This is a genomic window from Allobosea sp. NPDC003192 (assembly GCF_050275675.1).
Taxonomy (GTDB): domain Bacteria; phylum Pseudomonadota; class Alphaproteobacteria; order Rhizobiales; family Beijerinckiaceae; genus Allobosea.
This window is the reverse complement of record NZ_JBNNPK010000014.1, coordinates 58,245-74,939: the sequence shown is the minus strand read 5'-3', so window position 1 is coordinate 74,939 and position 16,695 is coordinate 58,245. Positions and strand designations below refer to the sequence as shown.

Here is a 16,695-nt window from a genome sequence, read left to right as displayed (position 1 = left end):
TCGGCAGCGGTCAAGGGCAGGTTAAGGCGAGCCAGCGACTAACGTCTCAAGGCGCGACGAGCGTCACGAGCTCGCCGGCAAGTTGCGGTATGTCGAAACGCCCTTCGCGATACCAGTCGACCGAGCCGTTCATGGCGCCGAGCAGGAAGAGCCGCAGCCGCTCCGGCGCGATGCCAGGCGTAAGTACGCCCACGCCGGCGAGTTCCTCGATCAACGCTCGCCAGAGATCGTCATAGGCGCGGCGCGTCCGACGTACGCTCTCCGGCGTCGGATTCTCGCCGAAGCTGAAGACCTTGATGCTGGCGCAGGTGTAGTCGGAATGGCCGTGCAGGGCGGCAAGGTGCGCGGCGATCGCGGCTTCGAGCCGGCGCCGCGGATCAGCTTCACCGGCCGCCTCGAGAGCGGCGCGAACCGCCTCATGAACAAAGCCAACGCCGTCGTTGACGACCGCCTCTACGATCTCTTCCTTCGAGCGGAAGTGGTGATAGAGGCTGGCCTTGCGGATGCCGACCGCCTCGGCGATCTCGCGCAGGCTGGTCTGGTGATAGCCGTTGCTGCGCAGCAGGCGCGCGGCATGGTCGAGGATCAGGCGGCGGGCGCCACCCTCCAGTTCCGCCCGCTCGGCGCGTCCGGTCACCACCGTCACAGCCGCTTCGCCACCTCTTCGAGCATGACCTCGGTGGCTCCGCCGCCGATCGCCTGGACGCGGGCGTCGCGGGCCATGCGCTCGATCGCGCTCTCGCGCATGAAGCCCGTGCCGCCATGGAACTGGACGCAGGCGTACATGACCTCGTTGACCAGCTCGCCGCAATACGCCTTGACCATCGAGACCTCGCGCGTCGCGTCGAAGCCCTTGGCGTCGAGCCAGGCGGCATGGTGGACGAGCTGGCGCCCGGCCTCGACTTTGGCCGAAAGCATTGCGAGCTTCTGGCGGATCGCCTGCTTCTGCCAGAGCGGGGCGCCGAAGGCTGTGCGCGTGCGGACATAGTCGACCGTCAGCTCGATCGCGGCCTGCGCCTCGCCCATCGCCATGGCGCCGATCACGGTGCGCTCATTCTGGAAGTTGCGCATGATCGCGTAGAAGCCGCGCCCCTCGCCGCCGAGCAGGTTCTCTGCCGGAATACGGCACTCCTCGAAGACCAGCTCGGCCGTATCGGAAGAGCGCCAGCCATGCTTGTCGAGGGCGCGGCTGACGCGGAAGCCGGGCGTGTCCTTCTCGACCAGGAACATCGAGACCGACTGCGACGGCTTGGCCGAAGCATCGGTCTTGGCGGCGACGCAATAGAGATCGGCATGGACGCCGTTGGTGATGAACATCTTGGCGCCGTTCAGCACATAGGAATCGCCGTCGCGCCGGGCTGTTGTGCGGATGCCCTTCACATCCGAGCCGGCGTCAGGCTCGGTGACGGCAATGGCGCAGATCACCTTGCCGGCGACGATATCGGGCATCCAGCGATCGCGCTGCGCCTTACTGCCGGCATTGAAGAGATGGACCGAGGCCATGTCGGTGTGAACGAGCGCGGTGATGGCGAAGCCGGAGAAAGTCGAGCGGCCGAGCTCCTCGGCCAGCACCACGGTCGCCAGCGTATCGAGTTCCGAGCCGCCATATTCGGCGGGGTAGCGGATACCGAGGAAACCGAGCTCGCCCATGCGGGCCAGCACCTGCCGCGGCACCATGCCGGCCTCTTCCCAGGCCAGCCCGTGCGGCTTGACCTCGCTTGCGACGAAGCGGCGCAGCTGGTCGCGCAGCGCCTCGTGCTCTTCGCCGAAATAGGGCGAGCGCAGCGTGCCGCCGCCAACCGCATCGAAACCGTCCATCGCCGCCATCATCTCCGCTGCCTTTCAGATCAGCCTAACCTACCGTTCGGCAGGTAGGCAATCTCCCATGCCGGACGTGAAAAGAGGGGCCGCGAGGCCCCTCTTCCTCCGGGCCGGGCGATCGCCGGCTGGCTACATTTCGGAATCAGTTGCAGCCGCAGCCATGCCCGCCATTGCCGATCCCGATGCCGCCACGGCCGACGCTGACCTTGTTGCCGTTCAGGATGCCATTGCCGCTCAGCACCGAGACGTTGTTGAGCACCTTGACGTTCGAAACGGCGGTCGTGACCGAGGCCACCGACGCGACGACATTGCCGAGAAGGCCGCCGCCGCGACCGCCCTTGCTGCCAGCCATGGCAGGCGTGACGGCAAAGGCGGCGACAGTTGCAAGAACAAATGCGTATTTCATCTTTCTCTCCCTGCTCTCGCTTCGGGATCGAAGCGATATACACGTTATGGTTGCATTTTATTTCAATCGCAATCTGAAGAGGTTGTTAACCATACTTGCTAGGCTTAACCGGCCACCATCCGAATACACTCGCTAATAAAATATCGATTATCTTATATTAAATGATGTCTACTCTTATGAATACGATCGAATTCTTAGCTGTATTAACGTACCATTAGGTATAATCACCTACTCTCGACTGAGAGGGGTGATGCCATGCGTCCTGTTTGTTCAGTCTTCGCGCTCTGCGGCGCCTTGCTCAGCGCTTTTCCCGCCACCGCCGAAGAGGAGCCAGCCGAGACCTTGGTCTCCACGGCAGTGGTCGGCCTGCGCGGCGGATTCGACTCGAGCCCGACCAACAGCCGGGGGGAGAAGGGCAGCCCGACCCTGACCGGCTTTGCGAGCTGGAACTATCTGCGCGGCACGGTGCAGGACGGCTACGGGCTCGACCTTCTCCTGATCGACACCCAGTACGATCCGCGCCAGCTCGCCGCCAGCCGGTCGCATGCATTGACGCTGAAGCACGCGACGGGGATCGGCGAGAACCTTTCGCTGCAGTCCTCGCTGGCGATCGAGAACGAACAGACCTGGTCACGCCGCCGCAACGCGCTGACCTGGCGCGAGCGGTTCAACCTGAGCCTCGGCTCCATCAGGCTCTTCGCCAATGCCGAGGCGCGGCTTGCCGCATTGAACGAGCGCAACGTCTTCGCCTATGGCGATTTCCTGCCGCAGGACGAGAACCTCGCCACGATCGGCATCACACCGGGGATCGCCTGGCGCCAGGGAGACACCGAGATCGGCGTCTCCTTCACGGCGGCACGCACCCGCTTCACCAATGGTACCGACTATCTCGGCATGCGCCGCGACAACTACCGGCTGCAGCCCAATCTCTTCGTCTCGACCGCATTCAAGGGGGCAAGCTTCGAGGCCTCGCTCTCGCCGCTACAGGTCATCTTCCCGGACAAGGAGTTCGAGAACGAGAAGACGCTACTCTATACGGCCAAGCTGCGCGTTCCCTATGAATGGCTGACGCTCGATCTGTCGTCGGGCCGCACCGTCGAGGACACCACCCTGCCCTTCGCGGTGATCAACCTCGTGACCCAGCACGAAGGCAAGCTCACCGCGCGTTTCAACGACACGAACGCGCTCTCGCTCACCGTCCGGCAGAAGCTGGAGGATTATCTCGGGCTCGACGCGACGACGCGGACATCGAGCATCGGCCTCGACTATCAGCGCGGCCTCGGCAACGGCATGACCGCGACCGCCTCGGCCGCCTGGCGCAAGACCAAGGATACCGGGCTTGAGGCGGTTCCGGCCTTCGTCGTCCAGCTCGGCCTGCAGAAGCAGCTCGATTTCAGCGAGCCGGGCAAGGGCGCGAAGAAGGGTGGGTGAAACGCATTGCGGCACGCCCTTGAGCGCGCCGCAACGACTATCGGAACGGTACCGCGATCAGGCCAGCTTGCCGCCGACCGCCTTCTCCAGGATCGCCCAGGCCTCGTCGCCGTACTTGCCCTTCCACTCGCCGTAGAAGCCGGCCTTCTGCAGCGTCGCCCGGAATTCGTCGGCCTTGGTCTGGTTGATCGTCATGCCCTTCGAGGTCAATTCGGCCTGCAGGCCAGCATTGAGCTTGGCGACGTCGGCGCGCTCCAGCATGGCGGCGGCATCGATATTCTTGGCGACGATCGTGCGCAGGTCCTGCGGCAGACGCTCCCAGGCGCGGCGATTGGCCAGGAACCAGAAGCCGTCCCACATATGGTTGGTCAGCGAGAGGAACTTCTGCACCTCGAACAGCTTGGCGGTCGCGATGATCGCTAGTGGGTTCTCCTGGCCGTCGACGATCTTGGTCTGCAGGGCGGTATAGACCTCGGCGAAGTTGATGCTGGCCGGGGCCGAGTCGAAGGCCTTGAACATCGAGGTCCAGAGCGGCGAGACCGGCACGCGGATCTTGAAGCCCTTGAGGTCGGCGGGGCTGGCGATCGGGCCCTTTGACGAGGTCATCTGGCGGAAGCCGTTGTCCCAGATCTTGTCGAGGACATGCAGGTTCGCCTTGGCGATCTGGCCGCGGACATAAGCACCGAGCTCGCCATCCATCGCCTTCCAGACGGAGTCGTAGTCCGGGAAGGCGAAGCCGATGCCGCTGACTGAAGCATTCGGCACCAGGGTCGACAGGATCAGCGGCGACAGCGTGAAGAACTCGACGCCGCCGGAGCGGACCTGGTTCAGCATGTCGGTGTCGGAGCCGAGCTGGTTGTTGGGGAAGATCTGGATGACGACCTTGCCGTTGGTCTCGGCCTTGATCTTCTCCATCGCCTCGGTGGCGCGGAGGTTCATCGGGTGCGAGACTGGCAGGTTGTTGGCGTATTTGTAGGTGAACTCCGGCGTCTGGGCGCGGGCGATCGAGAAGGTGCCGATCGTGGCGGCGGCAGTCGCGCCCTGCAGGATCGTGCGGCGTGAGATGGACATGGTCTTTCCTCCAAACATTCGTTGTTATCGGCGATCAGGTTTCGTCGTCATTGTGAGCGAAGCGAAGCAATCCATAAGGTCTCGCGCAATCCTTCTGGATTGCTTCGTCGGCAGGGCCTCCTCGCAATGACGGCATGACGAGGCGTGCCGCATCACGATCACAGGAACATCGTCGAGAAGGACGGGACATAGGCGATGATGGCGAGGCCGGCGAGCAGGGCCAGCAGATAGGGCCAGATCGCGCCCATCGCCTCGTCCGGTTCGACATTGCCGATCTTGCAGGCGATGTAGAAGCCGATGCCGATCGGCGGGGTCATCAGGCCGATATTCATCGCCGTGACCACCACCATCGAATAATGCACGTCGTTGATGCCGAGGCTCTTGGCGATCGGGAACATCAGCGGCGCCATCAAGACGATCGCCGGCAGACCCTCGAGGACGCAGCCGAGGATCATGAAGACCACGATCGTCACCGCCATGAAGCTGATCCAGCCGCCGGGCAGATGGGACATCGCCGTGGCGAGGTCGCGGGCGAAGCCGGTCTGGGTCAGGGCCCAGGCCATGGCCGAGGCGGTGCCCAAGATCATCAGGATCGCGCCCGAGAGCGCCGCTGTCTCGACCAGCATGCCGTAGAAGGTGCGCCAGCTGATCCCGCCATAGAGGACGATGCCGACGATCAGCGCGTAGAGCACGGCGATGGTCGAGACCTCAGTCGCGGTGGCGACACCGCCGCCGACGGCGCTGCGGATCAGGAAGGGCAGGACGAGGGCGGGGGCGGCGACCAGCGCCGTCTTCCAGATCACCGTGAACGGCGCACGGCGCACGCCCTTCAGCATCTCGCCGCGAGCCTTCCAGCGCGCCAGGATCGCGAGCACGAGCAAGAGCACAGTCGCGACGACGAGGCCGTTGGTGAAGAGCCCGGCGATCGAGACGCCAGCGACCGAGCCGAGCACGATCAGCACGATCGAGGGCGGCACCGTCTCGGCCATCGCAGCGCCGGTCGAGAGCAGCGCGATCAGCTCCTTGGGCTGGTAGCCGCGGCGCTTCATCTCGGGGAACAAAGCCGGCGCCACCGTCGCCATATCGGAGACCTTGGAGCCGGAAATGCCGGAGACCAGGAAGAGCGAGCCGAGCAGGACATAGGACATGCCGGCGCGGACATGGCCAAGGAGCGAGGCGAGGAAATCAACGATCGCCTTGCCCATGCCGGTCGAGTCGAGCACGCAGCCGAGCAATACGAAGATCGGCACCGAGAGCAGGATCAGGCTCGACATGCCCTCGTCCATGCGCCCGATCATCACGAAGATCGGCACGCTGGTGCTGAAGGAGAGGAAGCAGAGCGCGCCGAGCCCGAAGCAGAAGGCGATCGGCACGCCGGCGACGAGGCAGAGGCCGACGACGCCGAGCAGGAAGATGGCGATGTTGACGTAGCCCAGCGTCTTGAACACCGGCGTCAGCAGGAAGAAGGCGGCGGCGACGAGGCCGATCACCGCAGCCGAGATCAGGAGATCGCGCAGCGTGCAGGTGCGCACCGCATAGGTCAGCACCAGCGCCAGCATGGCGATGATGCCGAAGGCGATGGCCGAGACGCGGTAGCTCGAGGGGATGTTGAGCGCCGCCGAAGTGACGTAGGATTCCTCGATGACATATTCGATCGCCGGCCAGGTCATCACCGCGAGGAAGGTCGCGACCGCGAGCAGGCCGAAGGCATGGGCGAGGCCGCGCAGGCGCTCCGGCAGCATGCCGACGAACAGCGTCAGGCGCAGGTGCTCGTTGCGGTCGATGGCGATGGCGGCGCCGAGCATGGCGAGCCAGAGGAAGCAGATCGAGGCGGCTTCGTCGATCCAGACCACCGGGATCGACAGCACATAGCGCGAGGTCACGCCGGCGAGCAGCAGCGTGACGATGGCGACGAGCAGGCACGCGGCAATGATTTCGAGCGGACGCACCAGCGCCGAGCCGACACGCTTGGGGGTATGATCGAGGCTGTCCAGGATCGCGGCGACACCATCGCTGGCATGCGCGCCGGCCGCTGCGCTCGTGCTTGTCTCGGCCATAAGGGCCGCTCCTCCCATCCACCCGCCAAACTAACGGGTCCACATTATGGCGAATTTCCTCGCTCGTTCCGGCTGGAACATACACGGATCGACCGCTGTTGCAATCGTGAACGCTGCCATCTACACCTTTAGCGCAGAAGAGAGGTCCGCATCATGGACCCAAACGCGGCAGAGGAAATGCGGCCCGAAGCCCTATCGACGCCCGATCTGTCAGGCTCGCAGAGCGTCGACCGCGCCTTGCGATTGCTGGCGCTCGTCGGCCGCGAGAGTGCGTCGGGCCTGCCGCTCAGCGAGATCGTCGAGGAGAGCGGGCTGAACAAGCCGACCGTCCGGCGGCTGCTGCTGGCGCTGATGCGGGCCGGCCTGGTCGAGCAGGAGGTGCGAACGCGGCGCTACCATCTCGGCGAGGAAGCCTTTGTGCTCGGCCTGCTCTCGGGCCAGCGCCATGGCCTGCTCGATCTCGCCATGGAAAGCCTGCACGCGCTGTCCGACACGACGCAGGACACCAGCTTCTTCTCGATCCGGCGCGACCGTTTCGCCATCTGCCTGCATCGCGAGGAAGGCACCTGGCCGGTGCGCACCCATGCCCTGCAAGCCGGCGACCAGCACCCGCTCGGGGTCGGCGCCGGCTCACTCGCCATGCTGGCGCTGGTGCCCGACACCGAATCCACGGCGATGATCGAGGCTAACCGCGCCGTGCTCGCGGCACGCTACCCCGCCTATTCGCCGGCCCAGCTGATCACGGACATCGCGCTCGCCAGGGCGCAGGGTTTCGCCCTCAATCCCGGCCGGATCGTCACCAATTCATGGGGCATCGGCGTCGCCGTGCGCTATCCGGACGGGCGCGTCGCCGGCGCGCTCAGCATCGCCGCGATCGATTCGCGCATGCAGCCGCATCGGCAGGAAGAACTCGGAGCGCTGCTGCGTCACGAGGCGCGGCAGGTAGAGACGCGGATCGCCGACATGCTCGACCGGCGGCAGGCAAGGCCGGCGCAAGACGAGACCAGGACAGCGGAGACGACGCCATGACGACGAGCCAAGCAGGCGCCGGCCCGGTCGGTGGGCAAAAGCCGGTGACGACGCGGGTGATGAACCTCGCGCATTTCCTGACGCGCAATGCGCGCCGCTTCGCCGACCGGCCCGGCCTTATCTGGGGCGAGCGGCAGTGGAGCTGGAGCGAGCTCGATGCGGCGGCGCATGCGCTCTGCGCGGCGCTGGCGGCGCGCGGCATCGGCAAGGGCGACCGCATCCTCGTTCATTCGAAGAATTGCGACGAGATGTTCGTCTCGATGTTCGCCGCCTTCCGGCTGGGGGCGATCTGGGTGCCGACCAATTTCAGGCTGATGCCGGACGAGGTCGCCTGGCTCGCGACCTCCTCCGGCGCCAAGGCTTTCCTCTGCCATGGCGATTTCCCCGACCATGCCGCAGCCGTCGCCAAGGAAAGCAAGGCGCTCTCGTTCACCTGGCGCATCGGCGCGGGCTCCTTCGGCGAGACGACGCTGACCGAGGCGATCGCCGCGCATCGGGGCCAGTGCGTGCCCGACGCCATCGTCGACCGCGACGATCCCTGCTGGTTCTTCTTCACCTCGGGCACGACCGGCCGTTCCAAGGCAGCGGTGCTGACCCATGGCCAGATGGGCTTCGTCGTCACCAACCATCTCGCCGATCTCGTACCGGGCTCGACGGAAGCTGACGCCTCGCTCGTCGTCGCGCCGCTCTCGCATGGCGCCGGCGTGCACCAGCTCGTGCTCTCGGCCCGCGGCGCGCCCTCGATCCTGCTGCCGACCGAGCGCTTCGACATCGACGAGGCCTTCCGCCTGATCGCCAAGCACCGTGTCACCAATATCTTCACCGTGCCGACCATCCTGAAGATGCTGGTCGAGCATCCGGCCGTCGACCAGCACGACCATTCCTCGCTGCGCCATGTCATCTATGCCGGCGCACCGATGTATCGCGAGGACCAGAAGACGGCGCTGAAGAAGCTCGGCAAGGTGCTGGTGCAGTATTTCGGCCTCGGCGAAGTGACCGGCAACATCACCGTGCTGCCGACCTATCTGCACGTGGAAGAGGACGGGCCGGAAGCGCGCATCGGCAGCTGCGGCGTCGAGCGCACCGGCATCCAGGTTGCGATCCAGGACGACGCGGGCAATGAGCTGAAGCCCTTCGAGACCGGCGAGATCTGCGTGATCGGCCCGGCGGTCTTCGCCGGCTACTACGAGAATCCCGAAGCCAATGCGAAGTCCTTCCGCAATGGCTGGTTCCGCACCGGCGATCTCGGCCATATGGACCAAGAGGGCTTTATCTACATCACTGGCCGCGCCTCGGACATGTACATCTCTGGCGGCTCGAACATCTATCCGCGCGAGATCGAGGAGAAGATCCTGACCCATCCGGCGATCGCGGAAGCCGCCGTGCTCGGCGTGCCCGATGCAGTCTGGGGCGAGATCGGCGTCGCCGTCTGCGTCGCGCGCAGTCCCGTCGACGAGAACGAGCTGGCGAGCTACCTCGCCGAGAAGATCCCGCGCTACAAGATGCCGAAGCGGTTCTTCTTCTTCGAGGAGCTGCCGAAATCCGGCTATGGCAAGGTGCCCAAGCGCCTCGTGCGCGACGAGCTGGAGAAGCGCGGCCTGCTCGACTTCGTCCGCGCGCCGGGAGCCCAGGCGTGAGGACGATCCAGCAGCCGGGGCCGGCGGAGCCCGAGCGCATCCAATGGAGCGAGGCGCGCGGCCGCAAGCTCACGCTGGAGCTGAAGCCCGGCCTGCTGCTCGATGCGATCGCCGAGGCCTTCGCCGCGCAGGGTTTTTCCAGCGGCGTGCTGCGCCTGCCGGCCGGGCTCACCCTCGCGCCCTTCGCCTATGTCATGCCGGCGCTCTCGGCGACACCGGAGCACGCCGCTTTCTACAGCGAGACCTTCCGGCCTGATGGCGTGACCCGGATCGAGACGGGAGCGCTGACTTTCGGCGAGCGCGACGGCGCCCCGTTCTTCCATGGCCACGCGCTCTGGCGCGAGGCCGACGGAAGGCACAATGGCGGCCATATCCTGCCGGACCAGAGCTTCCTGGCCGAGCCCGTCACGGTCGATGCGGTCGGACTGGATGGCGCTGGCTTCGTCGCGGGCCATGATCCAGAGACCAATTTCAAGCTGTTCATGCCGGCGCAGCGGCCGAGTTCTGGTGCAGAAGTCGGCGGCCGCTTCTTCGTGCTGCGGCTGCGGCCGAACCGCGATGTCTTCACGGCGCTGGAAACGTTTTGCGCCGAGCGCGGCATCGCCCACGCCGTCATCCATGGCGGCGTCGGCTCGACCATCGGCGCGCGCTTCGCCGACGGCCGCTCGATCGAGCCCTTCGCCACCGAGATCGCGATCACGGCGGGCCATGTCGCACCCGGCGAAGACGGCAAGCCGGAAGCGGCGCTCGCGATCGCGCTGGTCGACTATACCGGCGGCAAGGCGCAGGGCGCGCTTCAGCGCGGCGACAATCCGGTACTGATGACGCTGGAACTGGTGCTGGAGACGGGCTAGCCGCGCTCCGTCACTGCGCGGCGGTCAGGATGATCTCGACCTTGATCCCGGGATCGGCCATCTCGACCACGCCGCAGCAGCGGGCCGGGGCGTGCTCCGGATCGATCCAGCGGTCCCAGACCGCGTTCATCCCGGCATAATCGGCCATGTCCTTGAGCCAGATCGTAGCGCTGAGGACCTTGCGGCGCTCGCTGCCGCCCTCGGCCAGCAGCTTGTCGATGCGGGCGAGTGCTTCCTGCGTCTGCTGGCCGATGTCGCCGCTGAAATCGTCGGCGACCTGGCCGGCGAAATGCAGCGTGCCGTTATGGACCACGACGCGGCTGCGGCGACCATTGGAATCAATGCGGCGAATCTCAGTAGTCGACACGGCCATCCTCATTCGGCGGGTTTGACGCCCGCGGGCACGATTGCCGGCGGCGCATAGCTGGTGATCTCGGGCAGCGGCCCGCGATAGGCTTCGATCTCGACGAGGCAGGAATGGGCGCTCGGCCCCTGCCCCAGACGCGACGTGCCGCGATCGGGCGTCAGCACGTTCGGGTTGCCGTGCTTGTCGAGCGTTCCAGGCCGGCCGGGCTCGAACGGGTCGAACCAGGCGCCGGTCGAGAGTTGGACCACACCGGGGCGCAGCGCATCCGAGATGCGCAGCCCGGCGAGGCAGGCGCCGCGATCGTTGAAGACCCTGACGACGTCGCCATCCTTCAGGCCCCGGCTTGCCGCGTCCTGCGGATGCATGCGTATCGGCTCGCGCCCGGCGATCTTGCTGTCGCGGGCGTGGCTGCCATGGTCGTACTGGCTGTGCAGCTTGGTCACCGGCTGGTTCGAGATCAGATGCAGCGGGAAGCGCTCCGCCGCGGCGGCGCCTAGCCATTCCTGCGAGGGCAGCCAGGCCGCGTGGCCCGGACAGTCGTCGTAGCCAAAACCTGCGATCCGCTCGGAAAAGAGCTCGATCAACCCGGACGGTGTCGCCAGCGGATGCGCCTGCGGGTCGGCTCTGAAATCGGCCATCAGCGGCTTCACCACCTCAGGCTCCGGAAGCAGCGTCACGCCCTGGCGCCAGAAGCTGTCGAAATCGGGAATGTCGAGATTGGCCGCGGCGATGCGCTGGCGCGCCAGCCCGTAGAGTTGACGCAGCCAGCTCTCCTCGTCGCGCCCCTCGGTGAACGCTTCCTCGACATCGAGCCGGGCGGCAAGGCCGGAGAAGATCGTATAGTCGTCGAGCGCCTCGCCGGCTGGTTCCGCCGCCTTGTGCGAGGCGGCCAGCATCAGGTCGCGATTGGCGCAGACGATGTCGTTGCGTTCGAGCTGGGTGGTGACGGGCAGGACGATGTCGGCATGGCGGGCGGTCGCCGTCCACCAGGGCTCGTGCACGATGATCGTCTGCGGTCGCTGCCAGGCTCCGACCAGACGGTTCAGGTCCTGATGATGATGGAACGGGTTGCCTCCGGCCCAGTAGACCAGCTTGATGTCGGGATAGCTCCGGCGCTCGCCGTTGAAGTCGTAGGCGCCGCCGGGGTCGAGCAGCATGTCGGCGATGCGCGCGACCGGGATGAAATCGGCGACCGGATTGTCGCCCTGCGACAGCGACGGCCAGGTGATCTCCTGCGCGGCGTTGCCGATGCCATTGACCGAGCCGTAGCCGAAACCGAAGCCCCCGCCGGGCAGGCCGATCTGGCCGAGCATGGCGGCGAGCGTGATCGCGATCCAATAGGGCTGTTCGCCATGGTCGGCCCGCTGTAGCGACCAGGACATCATGATGAAGGTCCGCTTCGCCGCCATCCGGCGGGCGAGCGCGCGGATGTCGTCGGCCGGGATCTGTGAGAGCGCCGAGGCCCAGTCCGCCGTCTTGGGCGTGCCGTCGGCCGCGCCGGTCAGATAGGCTTCCACCTTGTCGAAGCCGGCGCAGTAGCGCGCCAGGAAAGCGCGATCGTGCAGGCCTTCGCTCAGCAGCGTGTGGCAGAGGCCGAGCATCAGCGCGACGTCGGATTGCGGACGCGGCGCCCACCAGTGCGCGCCAGCTTCCAGCGCGGTGTCGTCGCGGATCGGGCTGATCGAGACCAGTTCGGCGCCCTCGTCGCGGCAGGCGAAGATGCCCTCGCGCAACGCGTGGCGACTGAGCCCGCCGGAGGAGACCTGCGCATTCTTCGGCGAAGCGCCGCCGAACATCACGATCAGCTCGGCATGGCCGGCCAGCAGCCGCCAAGGGGTATGGCCGCTGGCGAGGCCGCGGCGATCGCCGATCACATGCGGCAGGATCGTGTCGGCGGCGGCGAAGGAGTAGTTCTGGACCGAGCGCGTATAGCCGCCGATCGTGTTGAGGAAGCGGTGGACCTGGCTCTGCGCATGGTGGAAGCGCCCGGCGCTGGCCCAGCCATAGGAGCCGCCATAGATCGCGCCGTTGCCATGGCGGCTGCGCACGCGGTCGAGCTCGCCCGCGACCAGCGCCAGCGCTTCGTCCCAACCCACTTCGACGAAGGGCTCGCCGCCGCGCCCCTCCCCGCCCGCTGCATGCCCGCGCTCCAGGAAGGAGCGCCGCACTGCCGGCCGCAGCACGCGCGCCGGAGCGGTGCGCGCCGCCAGCATCGCCGAGGCGATCGGCGAGGGATCGGGATCGGCCTCGAACGGGTCCAGCGCGACGGGGTGCCCCGCCTCCATCCGCACCCGGTAGGTGCCCCAATGCGTCGCCAGCGTCTGTCGTTCGGGCTGCGGCAGCATCTCGTCCTCCCGCGCCCTAGAGCTCTGCCGCAGCCGGCGCAGCGGCAGCGTTCAGTTGCTGGGCCTCGAGCAGATCCAGCGCCCGCCAGGCGCTGGAGAAATGCTCGACCAGCAGGCGCCCGAGCAGCGCACCGTCGCGCTTGTCGAGCGCCTCGATGATCGCCTCATGCTGGTTGCTGACGAAGGTCCAGTCCTTCTGCTGCATGATCGCGAGATAGCGCACGCGGTGCAGGCGCAGATTGAGCTGGCCGTGCACCTCGATCAGCGAGGCGTTGCGCGACGCTCCGATGATGCCGAGGTGAAAGGCCTGGTTGGCGCGGAAATAGCTGAGCTTGTCGCGCCGCTCGAAGGCCCCGACCATCTCCTGGTGCCAGCGGTGGGCGGCATCGATATCGTTCTGCACCGCGCGCTCGCAGGCCATCTGGCCGGCCAGGCCTTCCAGCGTCGAGTAAACCCGCAGCAGGTCGCGCAGCTCCGCGACGCTCGGATTGACGACGGTCGCGCCGCGATTGGGATGCAGGTCGACGAGCCGCTCGACCGCGAGGATCTTCAAGGCGTCGCGCAAGGGCGTCCGCGATACGGCGAGCTCCAGCGAAAGAGGCTGTTCGCGAACGCGCTCGCCCGGCTTCAGCTCGTCATGGATGATGAGCTCGCGCAGATGGGCGGCGATCTGCTGGGGCAGCGGCTGCGCCGCGACACGTCGCGCCGAGGCTTCCAGCATCGGCATGCTGAACGGTACCGTCACGCTCCCGCCTCCATTCATGCGCCGCTCCCGGCATCCGCGATTCCCTGCAAGATCATATCCGCTCTCCAGGCAACCGGGAGTTGTCCGCAAAAACGAACGACACGTTCGCTGCGGAGAAATTTTTTCCGAAAATTGCGCGTCAAAGAGAATTGACGACACGAAACTTAGCTGTCTTGATTATTGTATGCAATCGACAAAAGCAGGGGCACGTCAAGTCCGACGTTTCTCCCTCCGCTCCGGTCGATGCATGTCCGGCATGGCGGCTGCGCTCGGGGGCAACGAACGATGCGGCGGATAGACGGCGTTCCAGGTATCCTTCTCGGCCTGTGGTCGGTGGCCGCGGTGCTGGTCCATCTCTATTTTGCAGGCACCGGCTATCCAGAACCATTGGAGCTCGCCGCGATCCATCTCGCGCTGTTCGTGCCGCCGGTCTTCCTGCTCTTCCCGGCGACCGAACACTCGCCGAAGGACCGGCCGAGCATCCTCGACCTCATGCTGGCGGTCTGCGCCTTCGTGCCGAACGTCTACATCTACCTGAACCAGGAACAGATCTACGAACGCACCAGCTTCATCGACCCGCTCACGCCGGTGCAGTACCTGCTCGGCACAATGATGGTCGTGGCCGTGGTCGAGGCGACGCGGCGCTCGATTTCCTACACGCTCGCCGGCCTCGTCGTCGCGGTGATCGGCTATATGGCGATCTGCCATCTCCTGCCCGGCGCCTGGTATTACCGCGAGCTCACCTTCGCTCATATCACCGAGATCAACTTCCTCTCGGTCGGCAGCGGCCTCTACGGCTCGCTGACGGTGATGAGCGCGACCATCGTCGCTTCCTTCCTGATCTTCGGCTCGCTGATGCAGGCGAGCGGCATGAGCCGGCTCTTCGGTAATTTCGGCGCCCTCACGGGCGGGCGCTTCACCGGCGGGCCGGCCAAGGTCGCGGTGATCTCCTCCGCGCTGTTCGGCACGATGAGCGGTTCCTCCGTCGCCAATGTCGTGGTCACCGGCTCGATGTCGATCCCGCTGATGAAGCGGCTCGGCTTCCGGCCGGTCTTCGCCGCCGGGATCGAGGCGGCGGCGAGCGTCGGCGGGCCGCTGGTGCCGCCGGTAATGGGCGCGGCGGCCTTCATCATGTCGGAGATGATCGCGGTCCCCTATTCGGCGATCATCGTCGCGGCGGCTATGGGCGCGGCACTCTATTACGTCAACATCCTCGCCGCGGTTCATTACGAGTCGAAGAAGCTCGGCATCGGCGCAATCCCGCGCCACATGCTGCCCAGCCTGTCCGACCTCGGGCGCGACGCCCATCTCGTCCTGCCGCTGGCACTGCTGGTGACGATGATGATGATGCGGTTCTCGCCCTATCTCGCCGCCTTCTGGGGAACGATCGCGACGGTCGTGGTCGCGGCGCTGCGCAGCCATACCCGCATGGGGCCGCGCGCACTCTTCATCGCCTTGCGCGACGGCGGCTATCTGATCTCGATGATCGCGGTCGCCGTGACTTCGGCCGGCATCATCACGGCGGCGCTGACCGCGACCGGCCTGCTCCTCGCCTTCACCGGCATGATCAAGGCGGCGGCCGGCGGCTCGCTGCTGCTGCTGGCGCTGCTGATCGCCGGCACCTGCCTGTTCCTCGGCGTCGGCATCCCGACGACGCCGGCCTATATCATCACCGCCGCGATCGGCGCGCCGCTCATCGCCGAGCACGGCGTGCCGCTGATCGCGATCCACCTCTTCATCTTCTACTTCGCCGTCCTCGCCGACGCCTCGCCACCTGTCGCGCCAGTGGCGGACGCCGCCGCGACCATCGCCGGCGCCCCGCCGATGACGACCGGCTGGTATGCCTGTCGCTTCGCGCTCGGCGGCTTCGTCACCGGCATGGCCTATATCTACGAGCCCGGCCTGATCCTCGAGGGCTCGCTGTTCGGCATCGTCTCGACGGCGATCGCGTTGTCGACAGGCCTCGTCCTGATCTCGGCCGGCCTCGTCGGCTACACCTGGGGGCCGCTGCCCGCCTGGCTGCGCCTCGCCTATGTCACCGCCGGCAGCCTGTGCTCGCTCGCCTACATCGTGCCGGTCTGGCAGCGCGGGCTCGTCGGCATCGCTTTAGTCGGCTCCACCATCCTGATGAGCCGCATCGCCACCGCGCGCGGCACTGCGCCCGAACTCAAGCCGGCGCTGGTCAACCATGCCGAAGGAGAACTGCGTTGAACGAGCGGAAGAAGACCTATTACGGCGTGAGCGTCGGCATCCTGATGGTGCGCTCCTATTTCGAGCGCTTCCTCGGCGATATCGGCCATGCCGGCACCTGGAACTTCCCGGTGCAGTACCGCATCGTCCATGACGCTATTCCCGCGCGGATGACCGACCTGCACAATGTCGACCTGCTCGACAAGTTCAAGGTGGCGGCGCAGGAGCTGATCGATGCCGGCGTCGATGGCATCACCACCACCTGCGGCTTCCTCTCGATCTACCAGCGCGAGCTCGCCGAGTTCTGCTCCGTCCCGGTCGCGACCAGCGCCCTGCTGCAGGTGCCGATGGTCGAGCGGCTGATCCCGGCCTCGAAGCGCGTCGGCGTCCTCACCTACAATGCGGCCTCTCTGAGCGGGCGCTATTTCGAGGGCGTCGGCGTCGCCGCCGATACCCCGGTCGTCGGCATGCCACAGGATAGCGAATTCGTCCGCTCGATCCGCGACGGCGACAACAGCGTGCCTTTCGACACACTGCGCGCCGAGGTGCTGGAGGCGGCCGGCCGCCTGCTGCGCGAGAACCCGAACATCGGCGCTATCGTCTCCGAATGCACCAATCTCACGCCCTACAGCGCCGACATCGTCGAGAAGTTCGGCGTGCCCGTCTATGACGCGGTGTCCCTGGTGAACTGGTTCCATGCCGGCTTGCGGCCGCGCCGCTTCCGGCAGGACGAGCGCTGAGG

General features: G+C 66.3%; 14 protein-coding genes. 6 read left to right on the top strand and 8 right to left on the bottom strand.

Annotation, left to right across the window (positions count from 1 at the left end; genetic code table 11):
* Positions 1-46: 46 nt before the first annotated feature.
* The 3 genes from ACQKLX_RS18960 to ACQKLX_RS18950 all read right to left on the bottom strand — a co-directional run bounded on the left by ACQKLX_RS18960 (position 47) and on the right by ACQKLX_RS18950 (position 2,227).
* Positions 47-640 carry a TetR/AcrR family transcriptional regulator gene (locus ACQKLX_RS18960; RefSeq protein WP_427363110.1) on the bottom strand — a complete coding sequence of 198 codons (594 nt, stop codon included), beginning with the start codon at positions 638-640 and terminating at the stop codon, positions 47-49.
* Between the two features lie 2 nt (positions 641-642).
* Entirely contained in the window at positions 643-1,818 is a 1,176-nt protein-coding gene (locus ACQKLX_RS18955; protein ID WP_427363109.1) for an acyl-CoA dehydrogenase family protein, read from the bottom strand.
* A gap of 145 nt (positions 1,819-1,963) precedes the next feature.
* Positions 1,964-2,227 (bottom strand): hypothetical protein, encoded by a 264-nt coding sequence (locus ACQKLX_RS18950; RefSeq protein ID WP_427363108.1) that lies wholly within the window; start codon positions 2,225-2,227, stop codon positions 1,964-1,966.
* A gap of 255 nt (positions 2,228-2,482) precedes the next feature.
* On the opposite strand from ACQKLX_RS18950, the gene ACQKLX_RS18945 reads away from it, so the two are divergent.
* Complete coding sequence (locus ACQKLX_RS18945) at positions 2,483-3,658, top strand: hypothetical protein (protein ID WP_427363107.1); 1,176 nt, start codon at positions 2,483-2,485, stop codon at positions 3,656-3,658.
* 57 nt (positions 3,659-3,715) lie between these two features.
* Here the strand turns inward: ACQKLX_RS18945 and ACQKLX_RS18940 are convergent, their stop codons facing one another.
* Together ACQKLX_RS18940 and ACQKLX_RS18935 are read right to left on the bottom strand one after the other, a co-directional pair.
* Positions 3,716-4,729 (bottom strand): TRAP transporter substrate-binding protein, encoded by a 1,014-nt coding sequence (locus tag ACQKLX_RS18940; protein ID WP_427363106.1) that lies wholly within the window; start codon positions 4,727-4,729, stop codon positions 3,716-3,718.
* A 158-nt stretch (positions 4,730-4,887) separates the two neighbouring features.
* Positions 4,888-6,786 (bottom strand): TRAP transporter large permease subunit, encoded by a 1,899-nt coding sequence (locus ACQKLX_RS18935; RefSeq protein WP_427363105.1) that lies wholly within the window; start codon positions 6,784-6,786, stop codon positions 4,888-4,890.
* 153 nt (positions 6,787-6,939) lie between these two features.
* On the opposite strand from ACQKLX_RS18935, the gene ACQKLX_RS18930 reads away from it, so the two are divergent.
* Genes ACQKLX_RS18930 through ACQKLX_RS18920 form a run of 3 tightly spaced genes read left to right on the top strand, consistent with a single transcriptional unit; the run spans position 6,940 to position 10,306 of the window.
* Positions 6,940-7,815, top strand: a complete 876-nt coding sequence (locus tag ACQKLX_RS18930) for an IclR family transcriptional regulator (RefSeq protein ID WP_427363104.1) — start codon at positions 6,940-6,942, stop codon at positions 7,813-7,815.
* Positions 7,812-9,452: an acyl-CoA synthetase gene (locus ACQKLX_RS18925; protein ID WP_427363103.1), complete on the top strand. Its 1,641-nt coding sequence runs from the start codon at positions 7,812-7,814 to the stop codon at positions 9,450-9,452. Before ACQKLX_RS18930 ends, ACQKLX_RS18925 begins: the two co-directional genes overlap by 4 nt.
* Entirely contained in the window at positions 9,449-10,306 is an 858-nt protein-coding gene (locus ACQKLX_RS18920; RefSeq protein ID WP_427363102.1) for a PCC domain-containing protein, read from the top strand. The genes ACQKLX_RS18925 and ACQKLX_RS18920 overlap by 4 nt, the downstream gene beginning before the upstream one ends.
* 10 nt (positions 10,307-10,316) lie before the next feature.
* Here the strand turns inward: ACQKLX_RS18920 and ACQKLX_RS18915 are convergent, their stop codons facing one another.
* From ACQKLX_RS18915 to ACQKLX_RS18905, 3 genes are read right to left on the bottom strand one after another with little or no spacing between them, the layout of a single operon-like run.
* Positions 10,317-10,679 (bottom strand): RidA family protein, encoded by a 363-nt coding sequence (locus ACQKLX_RS18915; protein ID WP_427363101.1) that lies wholly within the window; start codon positions 10,677-10,679, stop codon positions 10,317-10,319.
* 2 nt (positions 10,680-10,681) lie between these two features.
* Positions 10,682-13,018, bottom strand: a complete 2,337-nt coding sequence (locus ACQKLX_RS18910; RefSeq protein ID WP_427363100.1) for a molybdopterin-dependent oxidoreductase — start codon at positions 13,016-13,018, stop codon at positions 10,682-10,684.
* Between the two features lie 16 nt (positions 13,019-13,034).
* Complete coding sequence (locus ACQKLX_RS18905; protein WP_427363099.1) at positions 13,035-13,763, bottom strand: GntR family transcriptional regulator; 729 nt, start codon at positions 13,761-13,763, stop codon at positions 13,035-13,037.
* Positions 13,764-14,048: 285 nt separating this feature from the next.
* Here ACQKLX_RS18905 and ACQKLX_RS18900 point away from each other — a divergent pair, with 285 nt between their 5' ends.
* A complete protein-coding gene (locus ACQKLX_RS18900; RefSeq protein ID WP_427363098.1) occupies positions 14,049-15,974 on the top strand; it encodes a TRAP transporter permease in 1,926 nt (641 codons plus the stop codon).
* The gene (locus tag ACQKLX_RS18895) at positions 15,971-16,693 is read left to right on the top strand and encodes an aspartate/glutamate racemase family protein (RefSeq protein WP_427363097.1); all 723 of its coding nucleotides are present in this window, start codon (positions 15,971-15,973) and stop codon (positions 16,691-16,693) included. Before ACQKLX_RS18900 ends, ACQKLX_RS18895 begins: the two co-directional genes overlap by 4 nt.
* Positions 16,694-16,695 lie beyond the last annotated feature (2 nt).